Source organism: Nonomuraea fuscirosea (assembly GCF_035917475.1).
GTDB classification, from domain to species: domain Bacteria; phylum Actinomycetota; class Actinomycetes; order Streptosporangiales; family Streptosporangiaceae; genus Nonomuraea; species Nonomuraea fuscirosea.
This window is the reverse complement of record NZ_CP109074.1, coordinates 5,122,615-5,143,423: the sequence shown is the minus strand read 5'-3', so window position 1 is coordinate 5,143,423 and position 20,809 is coordinate 5,122,615. Positions and strand designations below refer to the sequence as shown.

The window sequence follows — 20,809 nt, the reverse complement described above, 5'->3', positions numbered from 1 at the left end:
GGGGCGGCGGGCGCCGACTCGCGTCCGGGGCCGTGACCTGGTTTGCTTGAGCCGGCACATCGTCAAGCAGAACGGGGGCGCGGATGGGCGCAATGGAGCCGCAGGCCGAGGTCAAGTTCCGGAGCGACATGGACGTGGAGCTGGTCAAGTCGGCCGCTTCCGACGCCGACGTGTTGTGGGCGGCACGCGTCTCCACCAAGGGCGAGAGCTCGCTGGCCGAGATCGAGGCGGACCCCCAGCGCTCCAAGGGCCTGATCAACTTCCTGATGCGCGACCGGCACGGCACGCCGTTCGAACACTCGTCCATGACGTTCTACGTCAGCGCGCCGATCTTCGTCTTCCGCGAGTTCATGCGGCACCGCACGTTCTCCTACAACGAGGAGTCCGGCCGGTACCGGCAGCTCGAACCGGTCTTCTACGTGCCCGGCCCCGACCGCAAGCTGGTCCAGGAGGGCAAGCCCGGCAAATACGTGTTCACCGACGGCACGCCCGAGCAGCAGGAGCTGGTCGCCGAGACGACGCGGGAGAGCTACCGGCAGTCCTACCGGGCCTACCTGGAGATGATCGAGGCGGGGGTGGCCCGCGAGGTGGCCCGCACGGTGCTGCCCGTCGGCCTCTACTCCTCGATGTACGCCACCTGCAACGCCCGCGCGCTGATGAACTTCCTGTCGTTGCGCGTCAAGCGGGACGACTCCACCTTCCCCTCGTTCCCGCAGCGGGAGATCGAGATGGTCGCGGAGCGGATGGAGGCGCTCTGGGCGGAGCTCATGCCGCTCACCCACGCGGCCTTCGAGGCCAACGGCCGGGTCTGCCCCTGAGGCCGGCGGTCCCGTCCGCCCCAACGGCCACGTCCGCCTGAGCCGTCGCACGGACGGCTCAGGCGCGGGCCGGGAGAGGGGCAGACGGACGGACGGGCAGGCGGGCGGGCTCAGGCGAGGGCCGGGAGCACGTAGACCTCGGCCCCCGGGGGCAGGGCGCAGTCGAGGCCGCCGAGCCCCCGGGCGTTCTCGCCGCACACGATCATGCTGATGTGCCGGCGGATGCGCCCGTAGTCGTCGCGCAGCCGCTCCTCCAGCATCGGATGCGTACGGCGCAGCGTGTCGAGGGCCGAGCCCAGCGTGGGCGGGGAGTGGCGGTCGGCGCCCACGGCGAAGACCTTGACCTCCGTCCGCCCGCTCACCCATCTGCGCAGCGAACTGGGCAGCACGAAGACGACCATCATCACCGGTTTCGCGATCAACTAGAGCACCGCCGCGCGCACGGTGAGCACGTCGGGCAGGTGCCGGGCGACCGTCGACCAGGTCTCGCCGTCGTCGCGCGAGCAGTGGACCTCGCCGTCGCGGGTGCCGAAGAACAGCCCCGCCTCCGAGGCGGTCATCGCGTCGCGCAGCACGGTCGCGTAGACCGGGCCCTCGGGCAGCCCCTTGGAGCACGGCCGCCAGCTCGCGCCGGCGTCGTCGCTGCGGTAGACCCGGTAGCGGTGGTCCACCGGCGTGCGGTCGACGTCGGCGGTCAGCGGCAGCACGTAGACCGTGTCGGGCCGCGACGGGTGCGCCACGATCGGGAAGCCGAAGTCGGACGGCAGCGAAGAGCCGATGTCGCGCCAGGTGCCGCCGAAGTCGTCGCTGCGGTAGACGCCGAAGTGGTGCTGCAGGTAGAGCCGCTCGGGCCGGGACGGGTGCATGGACACCTTGTGCACGCACTGCCCGAACTCGGGATACTGCTGACCCTCGGGCAGGAACGGCGCCCGGATGTTCTTGTTGGCCGCCTCCCACGACCGGCCCCCGTCGGAGGTGCGGTAGAAGCCCGCGGCCGAGACGGCGACGGCCATGACCTCGGGGTCGGCCGGATGACCGACGATCGTGTGCAGGCACAGCCCGCCGCCGCCCGGCTGCCAGTGCTCGCGGTGCGGATGGTCCCACAGCCCCTCGACCAGGCGGTAGGTGATGCCGCCGTCCTCCGAGCGGAACAGCGCGGCCGGCTCGACGCCCGCCCACACCACGCCCGGCTCGGACGGGGAGGGGAGCAACTGCCAGACCCTGCTCAGGGTGGCCTCGGTCTTCTCGGGGAAGGCGATGGGCGGCCGCTCAGCCTCCTGCCAGCTCGCGCCGAGATCGTCGGAGTACATCACCGACGGGCCGAAGTGGCCGTATTCGATCCCGGCCAGCAGACGGGGAGTGGCGCCGCGGGTGTCGATGGCCACGGAGGTCACCGCGATCGTGGAGAACTGGATCGGCTCGATCTCGAAGGGGCCGCCGCCCGCCGAGCGGGCGAGGAACAGGCCCTTGCGGGTGCCGATCGCGAGCACTGCGTCGCTCATGACATTGCTCCAATGTTCGCTTGCGGCCCATGGTGCCACGCGGCACCGACAGTTACCGAGGACTGGGAGATTCCCCGCAGAAGGGCGGCCGGCCGGGCCCTCATTACCTCCCGGGTAATCGAGAGCATTCCCCGCGCTCGATACCGTGTGCGGCATGGGAGCGGTCGCCGTACACGAGGAGTCCTTCGGAGAGCTGCTGCGCGCGTGGCGGCAGCGGCGCAGGGTCAGCCAGCTGGACCTGGCGATCGAGGCGGACGTGTCCGCCCGTCACGTCAGCTTCCTGGAGACCGGGCGCGCCAGGCCGAGCCGCGAGATGGTGATGAAGCTGGCCGAGGAGCTGGAGGTGCCGCTGCGGCACCGCAACAGGCTGCTGGTGGCCGCCGGGTTCGCCCCCGTCTATCCGGAACGGGAAGTACGCGCTCCCGAGATGGAGGTCGTCCGGCGGGCGCTGGACCGGATCCTGGCCGGGCACGAGCCCTACCCGGCGGTCGTGGTCGACGCCATGTGGAACCTGGTGGCGGCCAACTCGGCGGCGGGCATGTTCATGGAGGGCGTGCCGGCCGAGCTGCTGGCCGAGCCGGTCAACGTGATGCGGCTGTCGCTGCATCCGCAGGCGATGGGCGGGCGGCTGCTCAACCTGGCCGAGGTGCGGGCCCACCTGCTGCACCAGCTCCGCAGGCAGGCCGAGGCGTCCGGGCACGGCCGGCTGGCCGAGCTGCACGACGAGCTGGCCTCGTACACCTATCCGGGGGTCGATCTGAACGTGGCGCACGTGCCGGGGCCGGGCGACATCCTGGTGCCGCTGCGGATCGCGGCCGGTGACCGGGTGCTGTCGATGTTCACCACGATCGCCACGTTCGGGACGCCGCTGGACGTGACGGTGTCCGAGCTGGCCATCGAGACGTTCTGGCCCGGCGACGAGGAGACCGCGGCGGCCTTCGGCCGGGCCTGACCGGCGCGCCGTCGATGCGACGCCGGGGCCGGCGCGCCGGGGCGGGGCGGGGCGGGCGCGGCGGAGCCCCGGCGCCCGGGTCAGCGTGCCGTCGGCGGGAGGGCCGGGTGGGGGTCGCCCGAGGCGATGGCGGCGGCCCTGGCCACGGTCGGCGGCTCGCCGCTCATGATCGGCAGGCCGCCGGTGACGGTGTGGGTGCGGACGTCGAGCGTGCCGCCCGCGGGGGCCGCCGCGACGGCGAAGGCCGGGAAGGCGCTGCCGCCGGGGACGACGGAGATCGAGAGGTAGTCGCCGGCCGTCCGGCCGTCCTCGGTGGCGGCCAGCCAGCCCGGCGACATCGGCCCGGCCAGCTCCAGCGGCGGCGACCAGCTCGCCCCGCCGTTGGAGGAGGAGGTGTAGGCGACCGTGAGGCGGCAGGTCGCGGCCGTGCAGAGGGCCTCGGGGTAGCGGTAGTACACGAGCGCGAGCCTGGCCTGGTCGCCCGTGCTCTCGCGGTCCACGCCCAGGCCCGGGATGAAGTGGTCGCCCCCGTCGGCGGTGACCCGGGCGGGCTCGCTCCACGAGGCGCCCGTGGCCGAGCGGCTCAGCACGATGTCGTTGCCGCCGCAGTCGGTCTGGAAGCGGCAGTCGTGCCAGGCGACGTACACGGCGCCGTCCGCGTCGGTCTCCGCCGACGGCAGCGGCGCCGCCCGTAACCCGCCCGCCACCGCGTGCCGCTGCGCCTCCGCGACCAGCACGCTCTCCTCCCAGCTCGCCCCGCCGTCGCGCGAGCGGACCGAGCGGATCCGGCCGTCGTTGCCCAGGTAAGGGACCACCACGGCACCGTTCGGCCGCACCACCGGCTGCCCGCCGATCCCCGTGGCGGACGTGCCCGTGACCTCCCAGGTCAGGCCGCCGTCCGCGGAACGGGCCAGGTGGATCGCGTTGCCGTCGGCGTGGTCGTCGTACAGGACGTGGCAGCGGCCGCGGAACGGGCTGGCGGCGCCGTTGTCGCAGACGATCCACGGCTTGTCCAGGTCGCCGCCGCCCGCGACCGCGGTCGTCACCGGCCTGTCCCAGGTCAGCCCGTCGGCCGAGCGGCTGGTCAGCACCGCCGCCCCGGTGAGCCCGCCCGCGCCCGACAGCGCCAGCGAGACGATCAGCCACACGCCGTGCCGGGCGTCGAAGGCCACCGACGGGTCGCTGACCCGCGCGTACGGCCCGCCGCCCGCCGCCGTCAGCCCGGGTAACAGCCCTCTCGCCCAGGTGGCGCCGTTGTCGGCGGAGGTCGCGAAGGCGATCCCCGACGCGCCCGCGTCGTGGAAGCGGCCCGACTGCTGCGCCGCCACGATGGTCGAGCCCCACTGGTAGGTGTCGGACCCGGCCTGCGTGCCCCGCTGGCCCGCGCCCTCCGCGTCGTCGCCGGTGTCCGCGCCGAGCTCGGTCAGCGGCACGCCTCCCGCGTCCTCGGCGAGAACGGGAACGGCGGACAGGGCCGCGATGAGGACGGCCACGGTGGTGACGACCACGGTGATGACGGGAACGGTGATGACGGGAACGAGTCCGCCGATTCCTCGGCGCCGGGCGGGGGCTGGCACAGTCCACCTCCACTTGGCGTGTCCCATCCAGATGGCACCGCCCGACCCCCTGCTGTCAACCTCCCGATCAAGAAAAGTGACTCTTCCGGCCGTGGAAGGTCATCGTTCGGCGTGGGCGACGTCCCGGTGGATGCGGACCAGGGGCACGCCGTCCCCCTGGAGGCGGCGCACGGTCTCGTTGACCATGCCGGCCGGGCCGCACACGTACACGTCGTGGTCGGTCCAGGAGCGGAAGCGCTGCGTCACCTCGGGCAGGTGGCCGCGCATGCCCTCGTAGCCGGGCTGGCCCGACACCACCGGCAGCACCCGCAGCCACGGGAACGACGATTCCAGCCTGATCAGGTCGGGCAGGTCGTACAGCTCGTCGGCGCTGCGGGCCCCGTACATCAGGTGGATGGCGGGACGGCGTCCCGAGGCGATGATGGACTCCACGATCGCCTTCAGCGGCGCCAGCCCCGTGCCGCCGGCCACGCACAGCACGTCGCGCACGCTGTTCTCGCGCGGCGTCATCGTGCCCATGGGCGGGCCCAGCATCAGCGTGTCGCCGACCCCGGTGTGCCTGATCAGCGCGGTCGAGACCCAGCCGCCGGGCACGGAGCGGACGTGCAGAGTGATGGTGTTGTCCGCGCGCGGCGCGTTCGCGATGGAGAACGTCCGCCACACGCGCGGCCAGCGGGAGGTCTGCACGCTCACGTACTGGCCCGGCTGGTACGGCAGCCGCTGCGTCGGCCGCAACGTCAGCACCGCGATGTCCCGGTGCCGCCGCTCGTGGCCGACGACCTCGGCCAGCCACCAGGCCGGGGAGACCCCGGCGTCCGACTCGGCCGCCCCGATCATCAGGTTGGCCGCCGCCGAGTAGGCCGACACCCAGGCCGCCTCGATCTCGTGGTTCCACACGTCGGCGGCGAAGCGCCTGATCGTGGCCAGCAGGGCGTTGCCCACGGCCGTGTAGTGCTCGGCGATGACGCCGTACTTGCGATGGTCCCTCCCGAGTTGCCCGAGGAAGCCCGCCAGCCCGTCCGGGCTGTCCAGGCTCCAGACGATCCGGGTCAACGAGCTGAACAGCCGGTCCCGCTGCACGTCCATGGCGGGCGGGAACATCCCGCGCAGGTGCGGGTTCTCGGCGAACAGCCGGCCGTAGAAGTAGGCCGTGGCCTTGTCGGCCACCGGCTCGATGACGGAGAAACTCTCTTTTACCAGGCGCGGATTCAACGACATATCCAACCCCACCCCTTGACCGGAAACGCGTTCCGGCCTTCGTCGTTCACCTCCCTGACGGTTCCGGGTCGTGAGCGCGGGACAGGCCCCGGCACGTCCGTACGCTCGAAATCGAGTGTTACACCACCGATGACGCGTCACAACCGTTTCCCCCGATACGGTGCGAAGCGGAACTACCTGTAGTGGTTTCGTGATTCTCTGCGTCCGGCGGTGCGGGGTTTTTCGGACGGCCAAGGTGAAAGAAATTAATATTCGCTTTTCGTCGTCCCGCGAAGGCCGCTCCCTGGATATTCCGCTCCCTGGATTTCCGCGAGCCCTGCGAAGGACGCCCGCCCGCGCCGGTGACCGGCCTCCGGTGGCCCCCCGCCGGCGGCCGGCGGCATGGGGCAGGAGGGATCTCGGGGAGGGGTGACATATCGGAAAGGGAGTGCGCCATGATGGGGCAAGGGGTCCCGTCATCTCGAACGGGCTGACAGCCGCCCGAACTCCACCATGTTCCCTGGAGATCGCATGTCCCGTCCGCTCATCGGTATCACCGCCTACTTCGAAGCCGCACGCTGGGGTGACTGGGTGCGCGAGGCCGTGGTGTCCCCACCCTCCTACGCCAAGGCGGTCATCCGGGCGGGTGGCGCGCCCGTGGTGCTGCCGCCGCTCGGCCCGCACGCCGTGGACGACTACGTACGCGGCCTGCGCGGCATCGTCCTGGCCGGCGGCGTCGAACTGGGCGCCGACACCTACAACGGCGAGCAGGACGAGCACGTCGCCGAGCCGCAGAGCCACCGCGACCGGTTCGAGCTGGCCGTCGCCAGGGCCGCCGTCCAGGCCGACGTGCCCATCCTGGCCATCTCCAGGGGCATGCACGTGCTCAACGTCGCCCAGGGCGGCACGCTCATCCCGTGGCTGCCCGAGGTGCTCGACAGCGACCGCCACGCCGTCCCCGGCGCCGTCCACACGATCCAGGTCAGCGTCACCAGCAAGCTCGGCAAGGCCGTCGGCGACCGGGTCGAGGTGAGCGTGCCGCACCACCAGTCCGTACGCCGCCTCGGGACCGGCCTGCTGGCCGTGGCCTGGGCCGAGGACCAGATCGTCGAAGGCGTCGAACTGCAGGGACACCGGTTCGGCGTGGGGGTGCAGTGGCATCCCGAGCGGGGCGACGACAACCGGCTCTTCGATGCGTTCATGGAGGCGGCCCGCTAGGCTGCGATCATGCCGCTGCACCCCCAGGCGCGGGACTACGTCGCCCAGGCCACGTCAGATTCCGATGCCGGCCTGTCCGCGCTCAGCCCGGCCGAGATCCGGGAGATGCGCGAGCAGGACCCCCTCGCCCCGCACCGGGGGCCGCTGACCAAGCTGCCGTTCGTCCGTGACGAGCGGGCCGGCGAGGTGCCCATCCGCATCTACCGGGCCGACCCCGGCGACGGCCCGCTGCCGGTCGTGGTCTACTTCCACGGCGGCGGCTGGGTCTTCGGCAGCGTCAAGCGCAACGACGCGACCGGCCGCGACCTGGCCATCCGCACCGGCTCGGTGGTCGTGTCGGTCGACTACCGGCTCGCTCCGGAAGACCCGTTCCCCGCCGCCGCCGACGACGCCTGGACCGTGGTGCGCGACATCTTCGCCCGGCCCGCCTTCTACCAGAGCAACGGCAGCGTCGCCGTCGTCGGCGACAGCGCGGGCGGCAACCTGGCCGCCGTCGCCGCCTGGCAGGCCCGCGACGCCGGCCTCACGCTGGCCCACCAGGTGCTCGTCTATCCGGTGCTCGACGTCGCCATGGACACGCCCAGCTACACCGAGTTCGCCAAGGGCCTCGGCCTCGACGCCGCCGACATGGCCTGGTTCGTCCAGCAATATGCCGCCGACGCCGACCCGGCCGACCCCTGCCTGTCCCCGCTGCGCCTGCCCGACGTCGCCGGCCTGGCGCCCGCCACCCTCGTGACCGCCGAATACGACGTGCTCAGAGACGAGGGCGAGCGCTACGCCGCCCGCCTGGCCGAGGCGGGCGTGCCGGTCGAGCTGCGCCGCTACGACGGCATGGTGCACGGCTTCTACGTCCTGCCCGGCCTGTTCGACCCGGCCGTCGAGGCCCGCGACTACGTGGCGGAACGGCTGCGTGCGTCCCTGTGAGCCGTACCGGCGGGACGTCGCGAGCGAGGGAGCGATCATGACGGGGGAGCGGTTGTGAAGGACGCCTACGACAAGTTGCTGCTCGACACCCCCGCCGAGGGCGTCCTGCGGATCACCATCAGCGAGCCGGGCAAGCTCAACGCCGTCGACGCCACCGCGCACCGCGAGCTGGGCGAGGTCTGGCGCGACGCCGACCGCGACGACTCCGTCAGGGCCGTGCTGATCAGGGGAGAGGGCCGGGCGTTCTCGGCCGGCGGCGACCTGTCCATGATCGAGGACATGATGCGCGACCACGCCACCCGGCTGCGCGTGTTCGCCGAGGCCCGCGACATCGTCTACAACGTGCTCAACTGCTCCAAGCCGATCGTCTCCGCCATCCAGGGCCCGGCCGTGGGCGCCGGGCTCGCGGTGGCGCTGCTGGCCGACATCTCCGTCGCCGGCCGTACCGCGCGGATCATCGACGGCCACACCCGGCTCGGCGTCGCGGCCGGCGACCACGCCGCGATCGTCTGGCCGCTGCTGTGCGGGCTGGCCAAGGCGAAATACCACCTGCTGCTGTGCGAACCCATGACCGGTGCGGAGGCCGAGCGGATGGGCCTGGTCAGCCTGTGCGTGGACGACGACGAGGTGCACGACAAGGCGATGGAGATCGCCGTCAGGCTCGCCGCCGGCTCACCCGAGGCGATCAGGCTGACCAAATACTCGCTCAACAACTGGCTGCGCCTGGCGGGCCCGTCCTTCGACGCGTCCCTGGCGATGGAGTTCCTCGGCTTCACCGGCCCCGACGCCGCCGAGGGCGTGCGCGCGCTGCGCGAGAAGCGGCCGCCCGCGTTCGGCTGAGCCGGGTGTGCTTGCCCGGACCCCGGGTAGCGGGAGCCCATGAAGGACCACAGGGGGGTGGACCTGCCGAGGCTCCGGCATCGGGAGGCCGAGGCCCCGTCCGCCGAGGCCGAGAACGCAGCCCGGGCGGACGGAGCCGACGCCTGCTGGCGGCTGGTGCGGTTGCCGGTGGTCCGCGGGACTACGGGGGAGGAGGTCGCCAGCACACGCGCCCGCCGCGACAGGGCGGGCGATCCGGCCTGAGCGCCGGTTCAGAGCCGCGGGGCGGTCCGAGCGTCCGCGCCACGAGGGGTTGAGCAGGAGCTCCCCGGTCAACTGGCGCGGCCCGCCCGATCCAGGCGCCGATCGGGCGGCCGGCCGTTCCGTGCCGGCCCCAGCCGGCCGTCCCGGCGGGGCTGGTCAGCGGGGTTGGTCAGCGGGGGCGGCGGGCGTGGAAGACGAAGGCCGGCGGGGTGTTGCGCCACACCGTACGCCCCTGCACGACCTCCTCGAACCGCTCGCCCAGCAACGCACGGAACCGCCGCGCCGAATTCAGCGGAACGGCGTGAATGTAGGAGAACGTGGTGAAAGCCGCCCCAGGGCTCATCGCATCCGTCACCGCACTCAGCAACTCGTGCTGCAACCCCTGGGGAAAGGCCGCCCACGGCAGCCCGCTCACCACGACGTCCGCCCGGCGCAGCCCGCGCTCGCCGAGCAGCTCACACAGCCGGGAGGCGTCGTCGTTGACCACGTCCACCGTGGGGAAGCGCTCGGCCAGCACCGTGGCCATCGCCTCGTTGAGCTCCACGGCCAGATGGTGGCCCCGCCCGCCCAGCCGCTGCTGGATCTCCACCGTGAACGAGCCCGTACCGGGCCCGAGTTCCACCACGATCGGCTCGCCCCGCTCGGGGATCGGCGCGCAGACGGCCGACGCCAGCCACCGCGAACTGGGCGCGAGCGCGCCGACGGTGGCGGGGGAGCGCAGAAACTGGCCGAGGAAGAGTGCGGTGTCGTTGGACATGACCCGAACCTAGGCCACGCTCGGCCATGAACGCTCCGCCCTCCGGGCGGAGCTGCGGCCACTTGGAGGAGGCGGAGTCCTCCGCGCGGAGGATCAGCAGCTCACACGGGGCCTATACGGTGTGTCCATGCGTTGGCGCGGTGTGCCGCTTGATGTCCTGCTCGCGGCCTCTGGAGTGGGTCTCGACCTGCTGACCACGGCGAACGCGGGCGACACCGAATATCTGCCCGCGGAGATGAACCTCCTCATGGCGCTGATCGTCGGCCTGCCCATGGGGCTGGTCCGCCACCGCCCCGTGGCCGTCTCCCTCTACCTGGCCGTCGTCCTGGCCGTCACCGACCAGCTCGGCTCCTTCACCTCCAACACGGCGCAGATCCTCGTCTGTGTGGCGCTGGGCGTGGCGGGATACAGCGCCCGGGTGCGCGCCACCGCCGTGGCCGTGATCGGCTCGATCTTCGCGACCGCCTTCAACATCGCCGACCCGGGTGTCGCCCTCACCGGCAACATGTGGATGTACTCCGTGCTGCTGCCCGTCTTCCCCGCCGTCCTCGGTGCGTACCTGCGCAGCACGGCCGAGCGCCTCGACGAGAGAGACGTCACCCCGGACGCGCTGCTGGCCGCCGGCGGCGTCGCGATCACCGTGCTCAGCACCTGGACCAGCTGGCACTCCGGCACCCAGCCGGTCTGGGTGGTGGGGCTGCTGGCCGTCGTGGGCGGGCTGTCGCTGGGCATCGCCAGGCGGCTGCCCGGCCTGGTCTTCACGCTGCAGGGCGTGCTGCTCGTCTCGGCCGACATCTACCTCAACGACACCGTCAACACCTGCCTGATCCTCACGCTCATCGCCATCGGAGTGTTCGCCATGCGCGTGGTGTCCTGGGCCTGGACCCTGGCCGCGTACCTGACCGGCTGCCTGCTGAGCTCCATCGCCGTCGTCGGCGACGACGCCGAGATCACCGGGTTCCGCATCGGCGTCCTGATGACGCTCGTCGCCACGCCCATCGCGATCGGCCGCTACCTGGGCATGCGCCGCGCCGCCGTCGCCTCCGAACGGCTGCGCGCCGAGGAGGCCGCCCGCGCCGCCGTCGCGCAGGTGCGCGCCGACCAGCTCGCCGAGCGCGAGCGCATCGCCCGCGACGTGCACGACATCGTGGCCCACCACGTCGGCGCGATGGTGCTGCGGGCCAGCGCCGCCCGCTACACCGCGCCCGACGGTCCCGTCGCCGACGCGCTCAACGACATCCGCGAGACCGGCCATCAGGTGCTGCAGGACCTGCGCGACCTGCTCGACCTGCTGCGCGACCCCGACCGGCAGCCCGACCTGCTGGCCAATCCCGCCGACGTCGTACGCGAGTCCGCCGAGCGCATGGCCGCCGCGGGCCTGCTCGTGGACCTCGACCTCGACCCGGCGACCGACCAGGCCCCGCTCATCGCCCGCACCTCCGCGGCCCGCATCGTTCAGGAAGGACTGACCAACGTGCTCAAACACGCAGGCCCCGGCACCCGGGTCCGCGTCACCGTGTCCCCCGCGGAAGAAGGACTCGACGTCGAGATCCGCAACGGCCGGCCGCCGACGGCGATCGAGCGGCTGCCCTCCTCCGGGCGCGGCCTGGCCGGCATGCGCGAGCGGGTGCGCACCGTCGGCGGCACCCTCAGCGCCGGACCCGACGGCGAGGGCGGCTGGCTGCTGGCCGCCCACCTGCCCACCCGCCTGTCCCAGGGGAACGCGGCGTGATCCGCGTGCTGGTGGCCGACGACCAGGCGCTCGTCCGCGCGGGCGTGCGCATGCTGCTGCAGGCCACGGGGGACATGGAGGTGGTGGCCGAGGCCGAGGACGGCGCCGAGGCCGTCCGCCTGTCCGAGCGCCACCTGCCCGACGTCATCCTGATGGACCTGCGCATGCCCAGGGTGGACGGGCTCGAAGCCATCAAACGGGTGCTCGCGGCCCGGCCGGGGACCAGGGTCGTGGTGCTGACCACGTTCGCCGAGGACGGCAACGTCTACGCGGCCCTGCGCGCCGGCGCGGTCGGCTTCCTGGTCAAGGACGACGACCCCGAGCGCATGGTCGACGCCGTACGCCGGGCGGCGGCCGGTGAGCAGCTGCTCGCGCCCTCCGTGCTGCGCCGGGTCGTCGAGCGCTTCCTGGCCGCCGAGGAGCAGGCCGCCGCCCCTTCCGCGCCGCCCGGGCTGACCGAGCGCGAGCTGGAGGTCCTCGCCCTGGTCGGCACCGGCCTGTCCAACGCCGAGATCGCCGAGGAGCTGCACGTCGGGGTCACCACGGTCAAGACCCACATCGCCGCCGCCATGGACAAGCTGGGCCTGCGCAACCGCATCCAGGCCGCCGTCGTCGCCCACCGCACCGGCCTGGTGGACGCCGCCTTCCGCCCCGTACGCCAGCCCAGAGGCGGCTCGGCGACCTGACCACCGTCCCCCGGCCGTGCCCGCTACGGCGTGCTGTGGCATCCGGGCGGCGCGGCCGTCACGGCTCCGGTGTCCGTCCGGTGGCGGACCGGCAGCTCCTCCTGGCGGCGGACCGGCGCGCGCCCGGCGGCGGACGACCTGACGCGGCCCTCACACGCACCATGTGGTCCTTCACCCGTCACACCAGCGGAAGGACCACTGATCGCCATGCCGGCCGTCCTCCTCCGTGGGGCGATCCTGTTCGGGCTCATCGTCGCCCTACTGGTCTGGTCATGGTCTCCGGCGGCGGCCCGCCGCCGCTAAAGTCGGAGACGTGTATGTGAAGATCTGCGGACTGAGCGAGCCCGAGCACGTGGCCACCGCCGTACGAGCCGGCGCCGACGCCGTCGGGTTCGTCATGACCCGCAGCCCCCGCCGCGTCTCGCCGGAGCGCGCGGCGGAGCTGGCCGCCCTCGTCCCCGATCATGTGCTCACCGTCGGCGTGTTCCGCGGCGAGGACCCCGAGACGGTCAGAGCCGCCGCGCTGACCTCCGGCGTACGGGCCGTCCAGCTGCACGGCAACCACCCCCACGGCGACTTCACCGCGCTGAAAGACCTCGGCGCCCGCCTGGTCAGGGCCGTGGACGCCCAGGCCGACCTGCGCTGCGGCGCCTACGACGAAGATCTGCTCATCGTCGACGCCCCGCAGGCGGGCTCCGGCCTGCCGTGGGACTGGGCGGCCGTCCGCGGCCGCCCCTCCGGGCACTGGATGCTGGCAGGCGGCCTCGCCCCGGCCAACGTGGAGGAGGCGATCTCGGCCGCGCGCCCCTGGGGGGTCGACGTCTCCAGCGGCGTGGAGACCGCGCCGGGCGTGAAGGACTCCGGCCTGATCGAAGACTTCCTGCGAGCGGTACGGCGAACGCATGGATGAGCTCACCGGAGACCCCGCCCTCACCCAGGGCACCGCGACCGGCGACCTCGCGCGCGCCATCGCCTTCCTGCACGCCTTCGCTCAACGCAAGGCACCCGTACGGCGACCGGTTCCGGGCGGATTCGCCGTCCTGGACGACCGCTACCCCGGCTCATACGACGACAACAAACTCATCATCCGCGAGACCCCCGGCGACGACGGTCTCACTGGCCGGGAAGCGCCCGGCGACGACGGGCTCCTCGCCCGGGAGTCCTCCGGCGACGACGGGCTCGCCGCCCGCCCAGCCCCTGGCGACGCCCTGGAGCGGGCCGCCGAGCCGCTGATGACCGCGGCCGACGAGGCCCTCGCGACGCGTGCCCACCGGCTGGTCTGCATCGACGACGACCAGCTCGGCACCGCCTGCGTCCCCGCCTTCGCCGCCGCCGGCTACGAACACGAGACCAACCTCGTCATGGTCTTCCGCGGCCCGGCCCCCACCACCCCACCCGCACCGGCATCCCGGGCCGCGCCCCAGGAGGCGTTCCAGATCGCTTCTCCGGCGGCCTCCCCGGTGGGGCTTGCGGTGGTTGAGGCGCTCGGGCTGGAGGAGGTGGTGGCGGTGTCGCGGCGCGACTGGCGGGAGTCGCTGCCCGAGGCGTCCGACGAGACGATCGACGCGCTCGCCCGGCGAGTGGGGGTACGGCTGCGGGGTGCCGACACGGTCGGTTTCCGCGGCGTCCGCGCTCCCGACGGCGAGATCGCCGCCAGGGCCGACCTGTACGTCCACGGCGGCGTCGCCCAGATCGAGAGCGTCCTCACCGCCGAGGCGTACCGAGGCAAGGGCTACGCGCGCACCCTGATGAACGCGCTGCTGGCCGAGGTGGCCGACGCCGAGCTGATCTTCCTGGTGGCCGACGCCGACGACTGGCCCCGCCACTTCTACACCCGCCTCGGCTTCGAAACCGTCGGCCGCACCCACGCCTTCCTCCGCACCTGACCCCCGGCCGGCACTGACCACCTGGCCACATCCGGCCAACCGGTTCTCCTCGGAACCGGTACGTCCGCGTGGCCAGGGGCCGGTCAGGCCGGAGAGACCGGGCACGAGCGGGGCCGCTGTGTCGGAGTTCCACGCAGTAGGGTCTCCTGCGTGAGCGAAACTTCCGCCGAGGACCGGATCTGGACGGTTCCTAACCTGCTGAGCTTCCTGCGCCTCCTCGGCGTCCCCGTGTTCCTCTGGCTGGTTCTCGGGCCCAAGGCGGACGGATGGGCCATCGGGATCCTCGTGGTGGCCGGGTTCACCGACTGGCTCGACGGAAAGATCGCCCGCGCGTTCAACCAGATCAGCAGGCTCGGCCGGATCATCGACCCGGCCGCGGACAAGCTCTACGTCTTCGCCACCATCCTCGCCCTGCTGCTGCGCGACGTGATCCCGTGGTGGCTGGTGATCGTCATCCTCGCGCGCGAACTCTTCGTCGCGAGTTTCTTCCCTGTACTTCGCAAACACGGTTACAAGGCACTTCAAGTGCATTTCCTGGGCAAGGCTGCCATGTTCAACCTCATGTACGCCTTCCCTCTGCTCTTCCTCGCCTCCCACACTGGGTGGTATGCCGAGATGGCGCGCATTGTCGGGTGGGCCTTCGCGCTCTGGGGCACGGGCCTGTACTGGTGGGCGGGGGTGCTGTACGGGATACAGGTGCGGCGGCTGGTAGCCGAGGCCAAGAAGGGGTGATCGGGTGAGGGCGGTCGTCATGGCGGGCGGGGAGGGCACGAGGCTGCGCCCGATGACCGCCAACCAGCCCAAACCCCTGCTCCCCGTGGCCAACCGCCCGATCATGGAACACGTGCTGCGCCTGCTCAAGCGGCACGGCGTCACCGAGACGGTGGTGACGCTGCAGTTCCTGGCCGCCCTCGTGCGCAACTACTTCGGCGACGGTGACGAGCTCGGCATGAGCCTCCAGTACGCCACCGAGGACCTCCCCCTCGGCACCGCCGGCAGCGTCAAGAACGCCGCCGACCGACTGCGCGACGACCGATTCCTGGTGATCTCCGGCGACGCCCTGACGGATATCGATTTATCGAACATGGTGCGATTCCACCGGGAAAATCAGGCATTAGTGACGATCGGCCTGAAACGGGTTCCGAACCCTCTCGAATTCGGCATCATCATCGTGGACGAGGAGGGCCGCGTCCAGCGCTTCCTGGAGAAGCCCACCTGGGGCCAGGTCTTCTCCGACACCGTCAACACCGGCATCTACGTCATGGAGCCCGAGGTCCTCGACGCCGTGGCGCCCGGCGAGCCCGTCGACTGGTCCTCGGACGTCTTCCCCGCCCTCCTGGAGCGCGGCGCCCCCATCTACGGCTACGTGGCCGACGGCTACTGGGAGGACGTCGGCACCCACGAGAGCTACCTCAAGGCCCAGGCGGACGCCCTGTCGGGCAGGGTCCAGCTCGACATCGCCGGGTTCGAGCTGTCCCCCGGCGTCTGGGTGGCCGACTCCGCCTCGGTCGACCCCGACGCCGTGCTCAAGGGCCCGCTGCTGATCGGCGCGTACGCCAAGGTCGAGGCGGGCGCGGAGCTGCGCGAGTACACCGTACTGGGCAACAACGTGGTCGTCCGCGAGGGCGCCTTCCTGCACCGCGCGGTCGTCCACGACAACGTCTACCTCGGCCCCGGCGCCCACCTGCGCGGCTGTGTCATCGGCAAGAGCACCGACGTGATGGCCGGCGCCCGCATCGAGGAGAACGCGGTCGTCGGCGACGAATGCGTCATCGAGGCCGAGGCCTACGTCTCCAGCGGCGTCAAGGTGTACCCGTTCAAGACCATCGAGGCCGGCGCGGTCGTGAATACCAGCGTCATCTGGGAGTCACGCGGCCGGCGCAACCTGTTCGGCCCCAGAGGCGTCAGCGGCCTGGTCAACGTCGAGATCACCGCCGAGCTGTGCGTCCGCCTGGCCAGCGCGTACGCCACCACGCTGAAGAAGGGCGAGCACGTCGTCACCTCCCGCGACTGCTCGCTGGCCGCCCGCGCGCTCAAGCGCGCCGTCATCGGCGCCCTCACCGCCGGCGCCATCAACGTGCTCGACCTGGAGGCGGCCCCGCTGCCCGTGGCCCGCTTCCACACCGCCCGCGAGGCGGCCGGCGGCGGCATCGCGCTGCGCACCACCCCGGGCGACCCGCAGAGCGTGGACATCGTCATCATGGACGACCGCGGCGCCGACCTGCCCCCGGCGGCCCAGCGCAAGCTGGAGCGGGTCTTCTCCCGCCAGGAGTTCCGCCGCGCCTTCCCCGGCGAGATCGCCGAGCTCACCTATCCGGCCAGGGCCGTCGAGGACTACACCCACGAGCTGCTGCGCCACGTCGGCGTGGGCGGCGTCAAGGACATGAAGGTGGTCGTGGACTGCGCGGGCGGCACCTCCTCGCTGGTGCTGCCGACGCTGCTCGGCCGGGTGGGCGTCGAGGTGCTCACCGTCAACGCCCGCCTGGACGACGTCTCGCCCACCGAGACGCTGGCCGGGCGCCGCCGCGACCTGCAGCGCCTATCCGAGCTGGTCGGCTCCTCCCGGGCGGCGTTCGGCGTGCGTTTCGACCCGGTCGGCGAGCGCATCGCCCTGGTGGACGAGCAGGGCCAGCTCATCGACGAGGAACGCGCCCTGCTCGTCGTGCTGGACCTGGTGGCGGCCGAGCGCAGGGGCGGCCAGGTGGCGCTGCCGGTCACCACGACCAGGGTCGCCGAACAGGTCTGCCGCTTCCACGGCGTCCAGGTGCAGTGGACCTCCACCGCGCTCGACGCCCTGACCTCCGCCGCCGCCGGCCCCGACATGATCTTCGCCGCCGACGGGCGCGGCGGCTTCGTGGTGCCCGAGTTCAGCCCCGCCATCGACGGGCTGGCCGCGTTCATGCGCCTGCTCGGGCTGGTGGCCCGCACCCGGCTCTCGCTCAGCCAGATCGACGCGCGGATCCCCGAGGTGAAGCTGCTGCGGCGGACGATCCCCACGCCGTGGGCGGCCAAGGGCGCCGTCATGCGCTCGGTCATGGAGGCGGCCGAGGCCGAGCCCGACGGCCACCGCGTCGACACCACCGACGGCGTGCGCGTGGCGCACGACGACGGGAGCTGGGTGCTGGTGCTGCCCGCCGCGGCCGAGCCCGTCACCGACCTCTGGGCGGAGGCCGGCGACGTGGACGGCGCCCAGGCGCTGCTCGAACGCTGGGCGCGCATCGTCGAACAGGCGGCGGGCCGGCCCGGTCACGGAACGTGATCGGAAAGGCTTTACCGATGATGTGCGCGGAGAGCGCCGCAAGATCGTAATGTAGAAACGCGCGGCGGCATGGACCACGGGGCGGGGGCGGCGGTAACTTTGTCTGCGTCCGAACCAACGTGCAGCGCCCCGCCTTGACCTTTGCCGCTGATCAGCGTAAGTTGCGGCATTCGCAAACTTGAAATAGCGAAGCGAGGCGCGTCCCAGAGCACCGTCGCCGCGTCTTCGCGGTAGGAGGCCGAGCCGATCGATGCCGAGCGTCTACTGCACGCAGTGCGGGCACGCCAACCCCGAGGATGCCCGTTTCTGTTCCCGCTGTGGGTCACCGCTGACCAGGCCCGAGGTCTCCGGGGACACCACGTCGACGATCTCCGTCGCGGGAATAGAGGCGTACGAGGCTGAGACAGGCGACATGCTCCTGGCCGAGCGGGCGCTGGTCGAACAGCTGCCGCCCGGCACGGCGTTGCTCACCGTCACCAGGGGCCCCAACCAGGGCAGCCGGTTCCGGCTGGACAAGGAGCTGACCACCACGGGGCGTCATCCGGAGAGCGACATCTTCCTCGACGACATCACCGTCTCCCGCCGCCACGTCGAGTTCTACCGCCACCGCGGCGGCCAGTTCTCCGTGCGCGACGTGGGCAGCCTCAACGGCACCTACGTCAACAGGGAACGCATCGAGGAGGTCCCCCTGCACTCCGGAGACGAGGTGCAGATCGGCAAGTTCCGCCTCGTCTTCCTGATGCGAGGCAACGCCGGGGCATGAGCGGGCGGAGCGAGCGACCCATGGACACGGCCTCCGCACGCCCGCGGCCGCGGGAGGCGGTCGCGTGAGTTCTCAGGCGGCACGGTCGCACATGAGCATCGGGGAGGTGCTCGCGCTCCTGCAGGGCGAGTTCCCCGATGTCACCATCTCCAAGATCAGGTTTCTGGAGGGCGAGGGGCTGATCGAGCCGGAGCGCAGCCCCTCCGGCTACCGCAAGTTCACCCACCTCCACGTCGAGCAGCTGCGCTTCATCCTCACCGAGCAGCGCGACCACTACCTCCCGCTGCGGGTGATCAAGGACCGGATGGCCGAGAGCTTCGGCCGGCCGCGCGAGGTCCGGCAGGCCCAGGAGGTCAGGCTCGACCGGGCCGAGCTGCTCGAGGCCGCCGAGATCGACGAGGAGACGCTCGCCGAGCTGGAGGACTACGGCCTGCTCGTGCCCGTGGCCAGGCGCTACGACGAGGAGGCGCTCAAGGTGGCCCGCGCCGTCGGCGCCCTGTCCCGCTTCGGCCTGCACGCCCGCCACCTGCGGGCGGTCAAGGCCGCGGCCGAGCGCGAGGCCGGGCTCGTCGAGCAGACCGTCGCCCCGATACTCAAGCGGCGCGCCCCCGGCGCCATCGGCGAGGCCGACGAGGTGGCCAGGGAATTGACCGCCCTGCTGCTCGACCTGCACGCATCCCTTGTGCGCACGGGTGTCCGCTCGGTCCTCGGTCGTTGAGACCGTCGCGAGCTGGGAGGCGCGGGCACATTCGAGGCCCGCTGGGTGTTACGTTGAATTGAAGAAGCCATGTCAGCAGAAGTGATGACCGAAGAGCTGTGCCGGGTCACCGGTCAGGAATACGGAGCAGCCCGTGTTGCAGATGGAGGTCGTGGGCGTTCGCGTTGAAATGCCCACTAATCAGCCGATCGTCTTGCTCAAGGAGGCACACGGGGAGCGGTTTCTTCCGATCTGGATCGGCATGACCGAGGCCACCGCCATCGCGCTGGCCCAGGCGGAGGAGCCGCCGCCGCGGCCTCTCACCCACGACCTGTTCAGAGACGTGCTGAGCGCGCTCGGCGTCGGGCTGCGCGCGGTCAACATCGTCGCCCTGCGTGACGGCATCTTCTTCGCCGACCTGGTCTTCTCCAACGGCGTGGAGGTGAGCGCGCGGCCGTCCGACTCGATCGCGCTCGCGCTGCGCACCGGGGCCCGCATCTTCGCCAGCGAGGAGGTCGTCCAGGAAGCCGGGGTCATCATCCCGGACGACCAGGAGGACGAGGTGGAGAAGTTCAGGGAGTTCCTTGACACGATCACTCCCGAAGACTTCGGCAGGGCGGGGTAGGTATTTCAGTGCATTTACGCTTCACGACGCGCCGAGCCGGATCGTTGACTGCGCATGGTCACGGTCCTACGGTGCAAGTGAAACCCGTGGTCGCCTTTTACGAACCCCCAGATCAGGCCACGGGATGAGAGAAAGCCGGAGGTCCGCGTGGCGGTCAGCAGCGGCGAGGGAAAGACGGCCGGCCAGGAAGATCCGGTACGGCGCGAGAGCGCGCGGCAGCGTGCCGGAGAGCAGGGTCTGCTCTTCGATCAGCAACCCAGGACGCTGCCGGGTGACATCGGATACCGCGGGCCGACGGCCTGTGCGGCGGCCGGCATCACCTACAGGCAGCTCGACTACTGGGCGCGCACGGGGCTGGTGGAGCCCACGATAAGAGCCGCGCAGGGCTCGGGCTCCCAGCGGCTCTACAGTTTCCGCGACATCCTGGTGCTCAAGGTCGTCAAGCGGCTGCTCGACACCGGAGTGTCGCTGCAGCAGATCCGTACGGCCGTGCAGCACCTGCGTGACCGCGGGGTCGGTGACCTCGCGCAGATCACGCTCATGAGCGACGGCGTCAGCGTCTACGAGTGCACCTCGGCCGACGAGGTGATCGACCTGCTCCAGGGCGGCCAGGGCGTGTTCGGCATCGCGCTCGGCCGGGTCTGGCGTGAGGTCGAGGGCTCCCTCGCGGAGCTGCCGGGGGAACGCGCGGCGGTCGAGGACACCGTCCCGGCCGACCATCCCGCTGACGAGCTGGCCCGCAGGCGACGCGCCCGCCGCACCGGCTGAGAGCACCCGGCTCCACGAGGGCCGGGATGCCGAAGAAGAAGACCAGGTTCCGGGAGAGCGCCACAAGCGCCGGTCCCGCGACCACCCAGGGGACGTCGATCCCCGGGAACACCCGCCTGGGAGCGCTGATCCCCAGAGCGTGAGCGCCGATCCACCCGGGGGAACCCGCACGCGACGGGCCGATGACCGGCTAATGGTGCGTAGCGTAGTAATCTGGGACAGCAAGGCTGACGACCCCGTGCGGGAGAGTCCCCGGGCCGCTACGGCGCCGGGGCGCCGAAGGAGCAACCCTCCCCGGAATCTCTCAGGCATCCTGTACCGCTCGGGCGAGGCGACTCTGGAAAGCAGGCGCTCCCGCCAGGCGC

The 20,809-nt window shown here is 71.8% G+C and carries 21 protein-coding genes and 1 riboswitch; of the genes, 16 read left to right on the top strand and 5 right to left on the bottom strand.

What is annotated here, in order from left to right; genetic code table 11:
- The first annotated feature begins 83 nt into the window (after positions 1-83).
- Entirely contained in the window at positions 84-818 is a 735-nt protein-coding gene (gene thyX, locus OIE67_RS23640; protein WP_106237579.1) for an FAD-dependent thymidylate synthase, read from the top strand.
- Positions 819-928: 110 nt separating this feature from the next.
- On the opposite strand, the gene OIE67_RS23635 is transcribed toward thyX, so the two are convergent.
- Both OIE67_RS23635 and OIE67_RS23630 read right to left on the bottom strand, forming a co-directional pair.
- Positions 929-1,240 carry a ubiquitin family protein gene (locus OIE67_RS23635; protein ID WP_326643828.1) on the bottom strand — a complete coding sequence of 104 codons (312 nt, stop codon included), beginning with the start codon at positions 1,238-1,240 and terminating at the stop codon, positions 929-931.
- Entirely contained in the window at positions 1,241-2,320 is a 1,080-nt protein-coding gene (locus OIE67_RS23630; RefSeq protein WP_326643826.1) for a WD40/YVTN/BNR-like repeat-containing protein, read from the bottom strand.
- Between the two features lie 154 nt (positions 2,321-2,474).
- On the opposite strand from OIE67_RS23630, the gene OIE67_RS23625 reads away from it, so the two are divergent.
- Positions 2,475-3,272: a helix-turn-helix domain-containing protein gene (locus tag OIE67_RS23625; RefSeq protein WP_181307268.1), complete on the top strand. Its 798-nt coding sequence runs from the start codon at positions 2,475-2,477 to the stop codon at positions 3,270-3,272.
- Positions 3,273-3,352: 80 nt separating this feature from the next.
- Here the strand turns inward: OIE67_RS23625 and OIE67_RS23620 are convergent, their stop codons facing one another.
- Positions 3,353-4,849: a sialidase family protein gene (locus tag OIE67_RS23620; RefSeq protein WP_326643824.1), complete on the bottom strand. Its 1,497-nt coding sequence runs from the start codon at positions 4,847-4,849 to the stop codon at positions 3,353-3,355.
- 99 nt (positions 4,850-4,948) lie between these two features.
- Positions 4,949-6,067: a globin domain-containing protein gene (locus OIE67_RS23615; RefSeq protein ID WP_106237583.1), complete on the bottom strand. Its 1,119-nt coding sequence runs from the start codon at positions 6,065-6,067 to the stop codon at positions 4,949-4,951.
- 510 nt (positions 6,068-6,577) lie between these two features.
- Between OIE67_RS23615 and OIE67_RS23610 the strand changes: the two genes are divergently transcribed.
- The 4 genes from OIE67_RS23610 to OIE67_RS23595 are packed head-to-tail and all read left to right on the top strand — an operon-like array spanning position 6,578 to position 9,271.
- On the top strand, positions 6,578-7,264 hold the full coding sequence (locus OIE67_RS23610) for a gamma-glutamyl-gamma-aminobutyrate hydrolase family protein (protein ID WP_326643822.1): 687 nt from the start codon (positions 6,578-6,580) through the stop codon (positions 7,262-7,264).
- Between the two features lie 9 nt (positions 7,265-7,273).
- On the top strand, positions 7,274-8,188 hold the full coding sequence (locus OIE67_RS23605) for an alpha/beta hydrolase (RefSeq protein WP_326643819.1): 915 nt from the start codon (positions 7,274-7,276) through the stop codon (positions 8,186-8,188).
- Between the two features lie 54 nt (positions 8,189-8,242).
- Positions 8,243-9,028 carry an enoyl-CoA hydratase/isomerase family protein gene (locus tag OIE67_RS23600; protein WP_326643817.1) on the top strand — a complete coding sequence of 262 codons (786 nt, stop codon included), beginning with the start codon at positions 8,243-8,245 and terminating at the stop codon, positions 9,026-9,028.
- A 39-nt stretch (positions 9,029-9,067) separates the two neighbouring features.
- The gene (locus tag OIE67_RS23595) at positions 9,068-9,271 is read left to right on the top strand and encodes a hypothetical protein (protein WP_326643815.1); all 204 of its coding nucleotides are present in this window, start codon (positions 9,068-9,070) and stop codon (positions 9,269-9,271) included.
- Between the two features lie 169 nt (positions 9,272-9,440).
- Here OIE67_RS23595 and OIE67_RS23590 read toward each other — a convergent pair whose 3' ends face one another.
- Positions 9,441-10,028 carry a class I SAM-dependent methyltransferase gene (locus OIE67_RS23590; protein WP_326643814.1) on the bottom strand — a complete coding sequence of 196 codons (588 nt, stop codon included), beginning with the start codon at positions 10,026-10,028 and terminating at the stop codon, positions 9,441-9,443.
- 127 nt (positions 10,029-10,155) lie between these two features.
- Here OIE67_RS23590 and OIE67_RS23585 point away from each other — a divergent pair, with 127 nt between their 5' ends.
- From OIE67_RS23585 to OIE67_RS23540, 10 genes are all read left to right on the top strand, one after another.
- Positions 10,156-11,760 (top strand): sensor histidine kinase, encoded by a 1,605-nt coding sequence (locus OIE67_RS23585; RefSeq protein ID WP_326643811.1) that lies wholly within the window; start codon positions 10,156-10,158, stop codon positions 11,758-11,760.
- On the top strand, positions 11,757-12,446 hold the full coding sequence (locus tag OIE67_RS23580) for a response regulator (protein ID WP_106237598.1): 690 nt from the start codon (positions 11,757-11,759) through the stop codon (positions 12,444-12,446). Before OIE67_RS23585 ends, OIE67_RS23580 begins: the two co-directional genes overlap by 4 nt.
- 313 nt (positions 12,447-12,759) lie before the next feature.
- Positions 12,760-13,356 carry a phosphoribosylanthranilate isomerase gene (locus OIE67_RS23575; protein WP_326643808.1) on the top strand — a complete coding sequence of 199 codons (597 nt, stop codon included), beginning with the start codon at positions 12,760-12,762 and terminating at the stop codon, positions 13,354-13,356.
- Positions 13,349-14,332, top strand: a complete 984-nt coding sequence (locus OIE67_RS23570; protein WP_326643806.1) for a GNAT family N-acetyltransferase — start codon at positions 13,349-13,351, stop codon at positions 14,330-14,332. Before OIE67_RS23575 ends, OIE67_RS23570 begins: the two co-directional genes overlap by 8 nt.
- Positions 14,333-14,482: 150 nt before the next feature.
- Positions 14,483-15,064 carry a CDP-alcohol phosphatidyltransferase family protein gene (locus tag OIE67_RS23565; protein ID WP_326643804.1) on the top strand — a complete coding sequence of 194 codons (582 nt, stop codon included), beginning with the start codon at positions 14,483-14,485 and terminating at the stop codon, positions 15,062-15,064.
- A gap of 4 nt (positions 15,065-15,068) precedes the next feature.
- On the top strand, positions 15,069-17,591 hold the full coding sequence (locus OIE67_RS23560) for a mannose-1-phosphate guanyltransferase (protein WP_326643802.1): 2,523 nt from the start codon (positions 15,069-15,071) through the stop codon (positions 17,589-17,591).
- A 250-nt stretch (positions 17,592-17,841) separates the two neighbouring features.
- A complete protein-coding gene (locus OIE67_RS23555) occupies positions 17,842-18,354 on the top strand; it encodes an FHA domain-containing protein (protein ID WP_106237610.1) in 513 nt (170 codons plus the stop codon).
- 91 nt (positions 18,355-18,445) lie between these two features.
- On the top strand, positions 18,446-19,072 hold the full coding sequence (ftsR, locus tag OIE67_RS23550) for a transcriptional regulator FtsR (protein WP_326643799.1): 627 nt from the start codon (positions 18,446-18,448) through the stop codon (positions 19,070-19,072).
- 133 nt (positions 19,073-19,205) lie between these two features.
- Positions 19,206-19,676 carry a bifunctional nuclease family protein gene (locus OIE67_RS23545; RefSeq protein WP_090771501.1) on the top strand — a complete coding sequence of 157 codons (471 nt, stop codon included), beginning with the start codon at positions 19,206-19,208 and terminating at the stop codon, positions 19,674-19,676.
- A gap of 147 nt (positions 19,677-19,823) precedes the next feature.
- Positions 19,824-20,444 (top strand): MerR family transcriptional regulator, encoded by a 621-nt coding sequence (locus OIE67_RS23540; RefSeq protein WP_106237615.1) that lies wholly within the window; start codon positions 19,824-19,826, stop codon positions 20,442-20,444.
- Positions 20,445-20,675: 231 nt separating this feature from the next.
- Positions 20,676-20,775: riboswitch (glycine riboswitch) on the top strand.
- Positions 20,776-20,809: the final 34 nt, after the last annotated feature.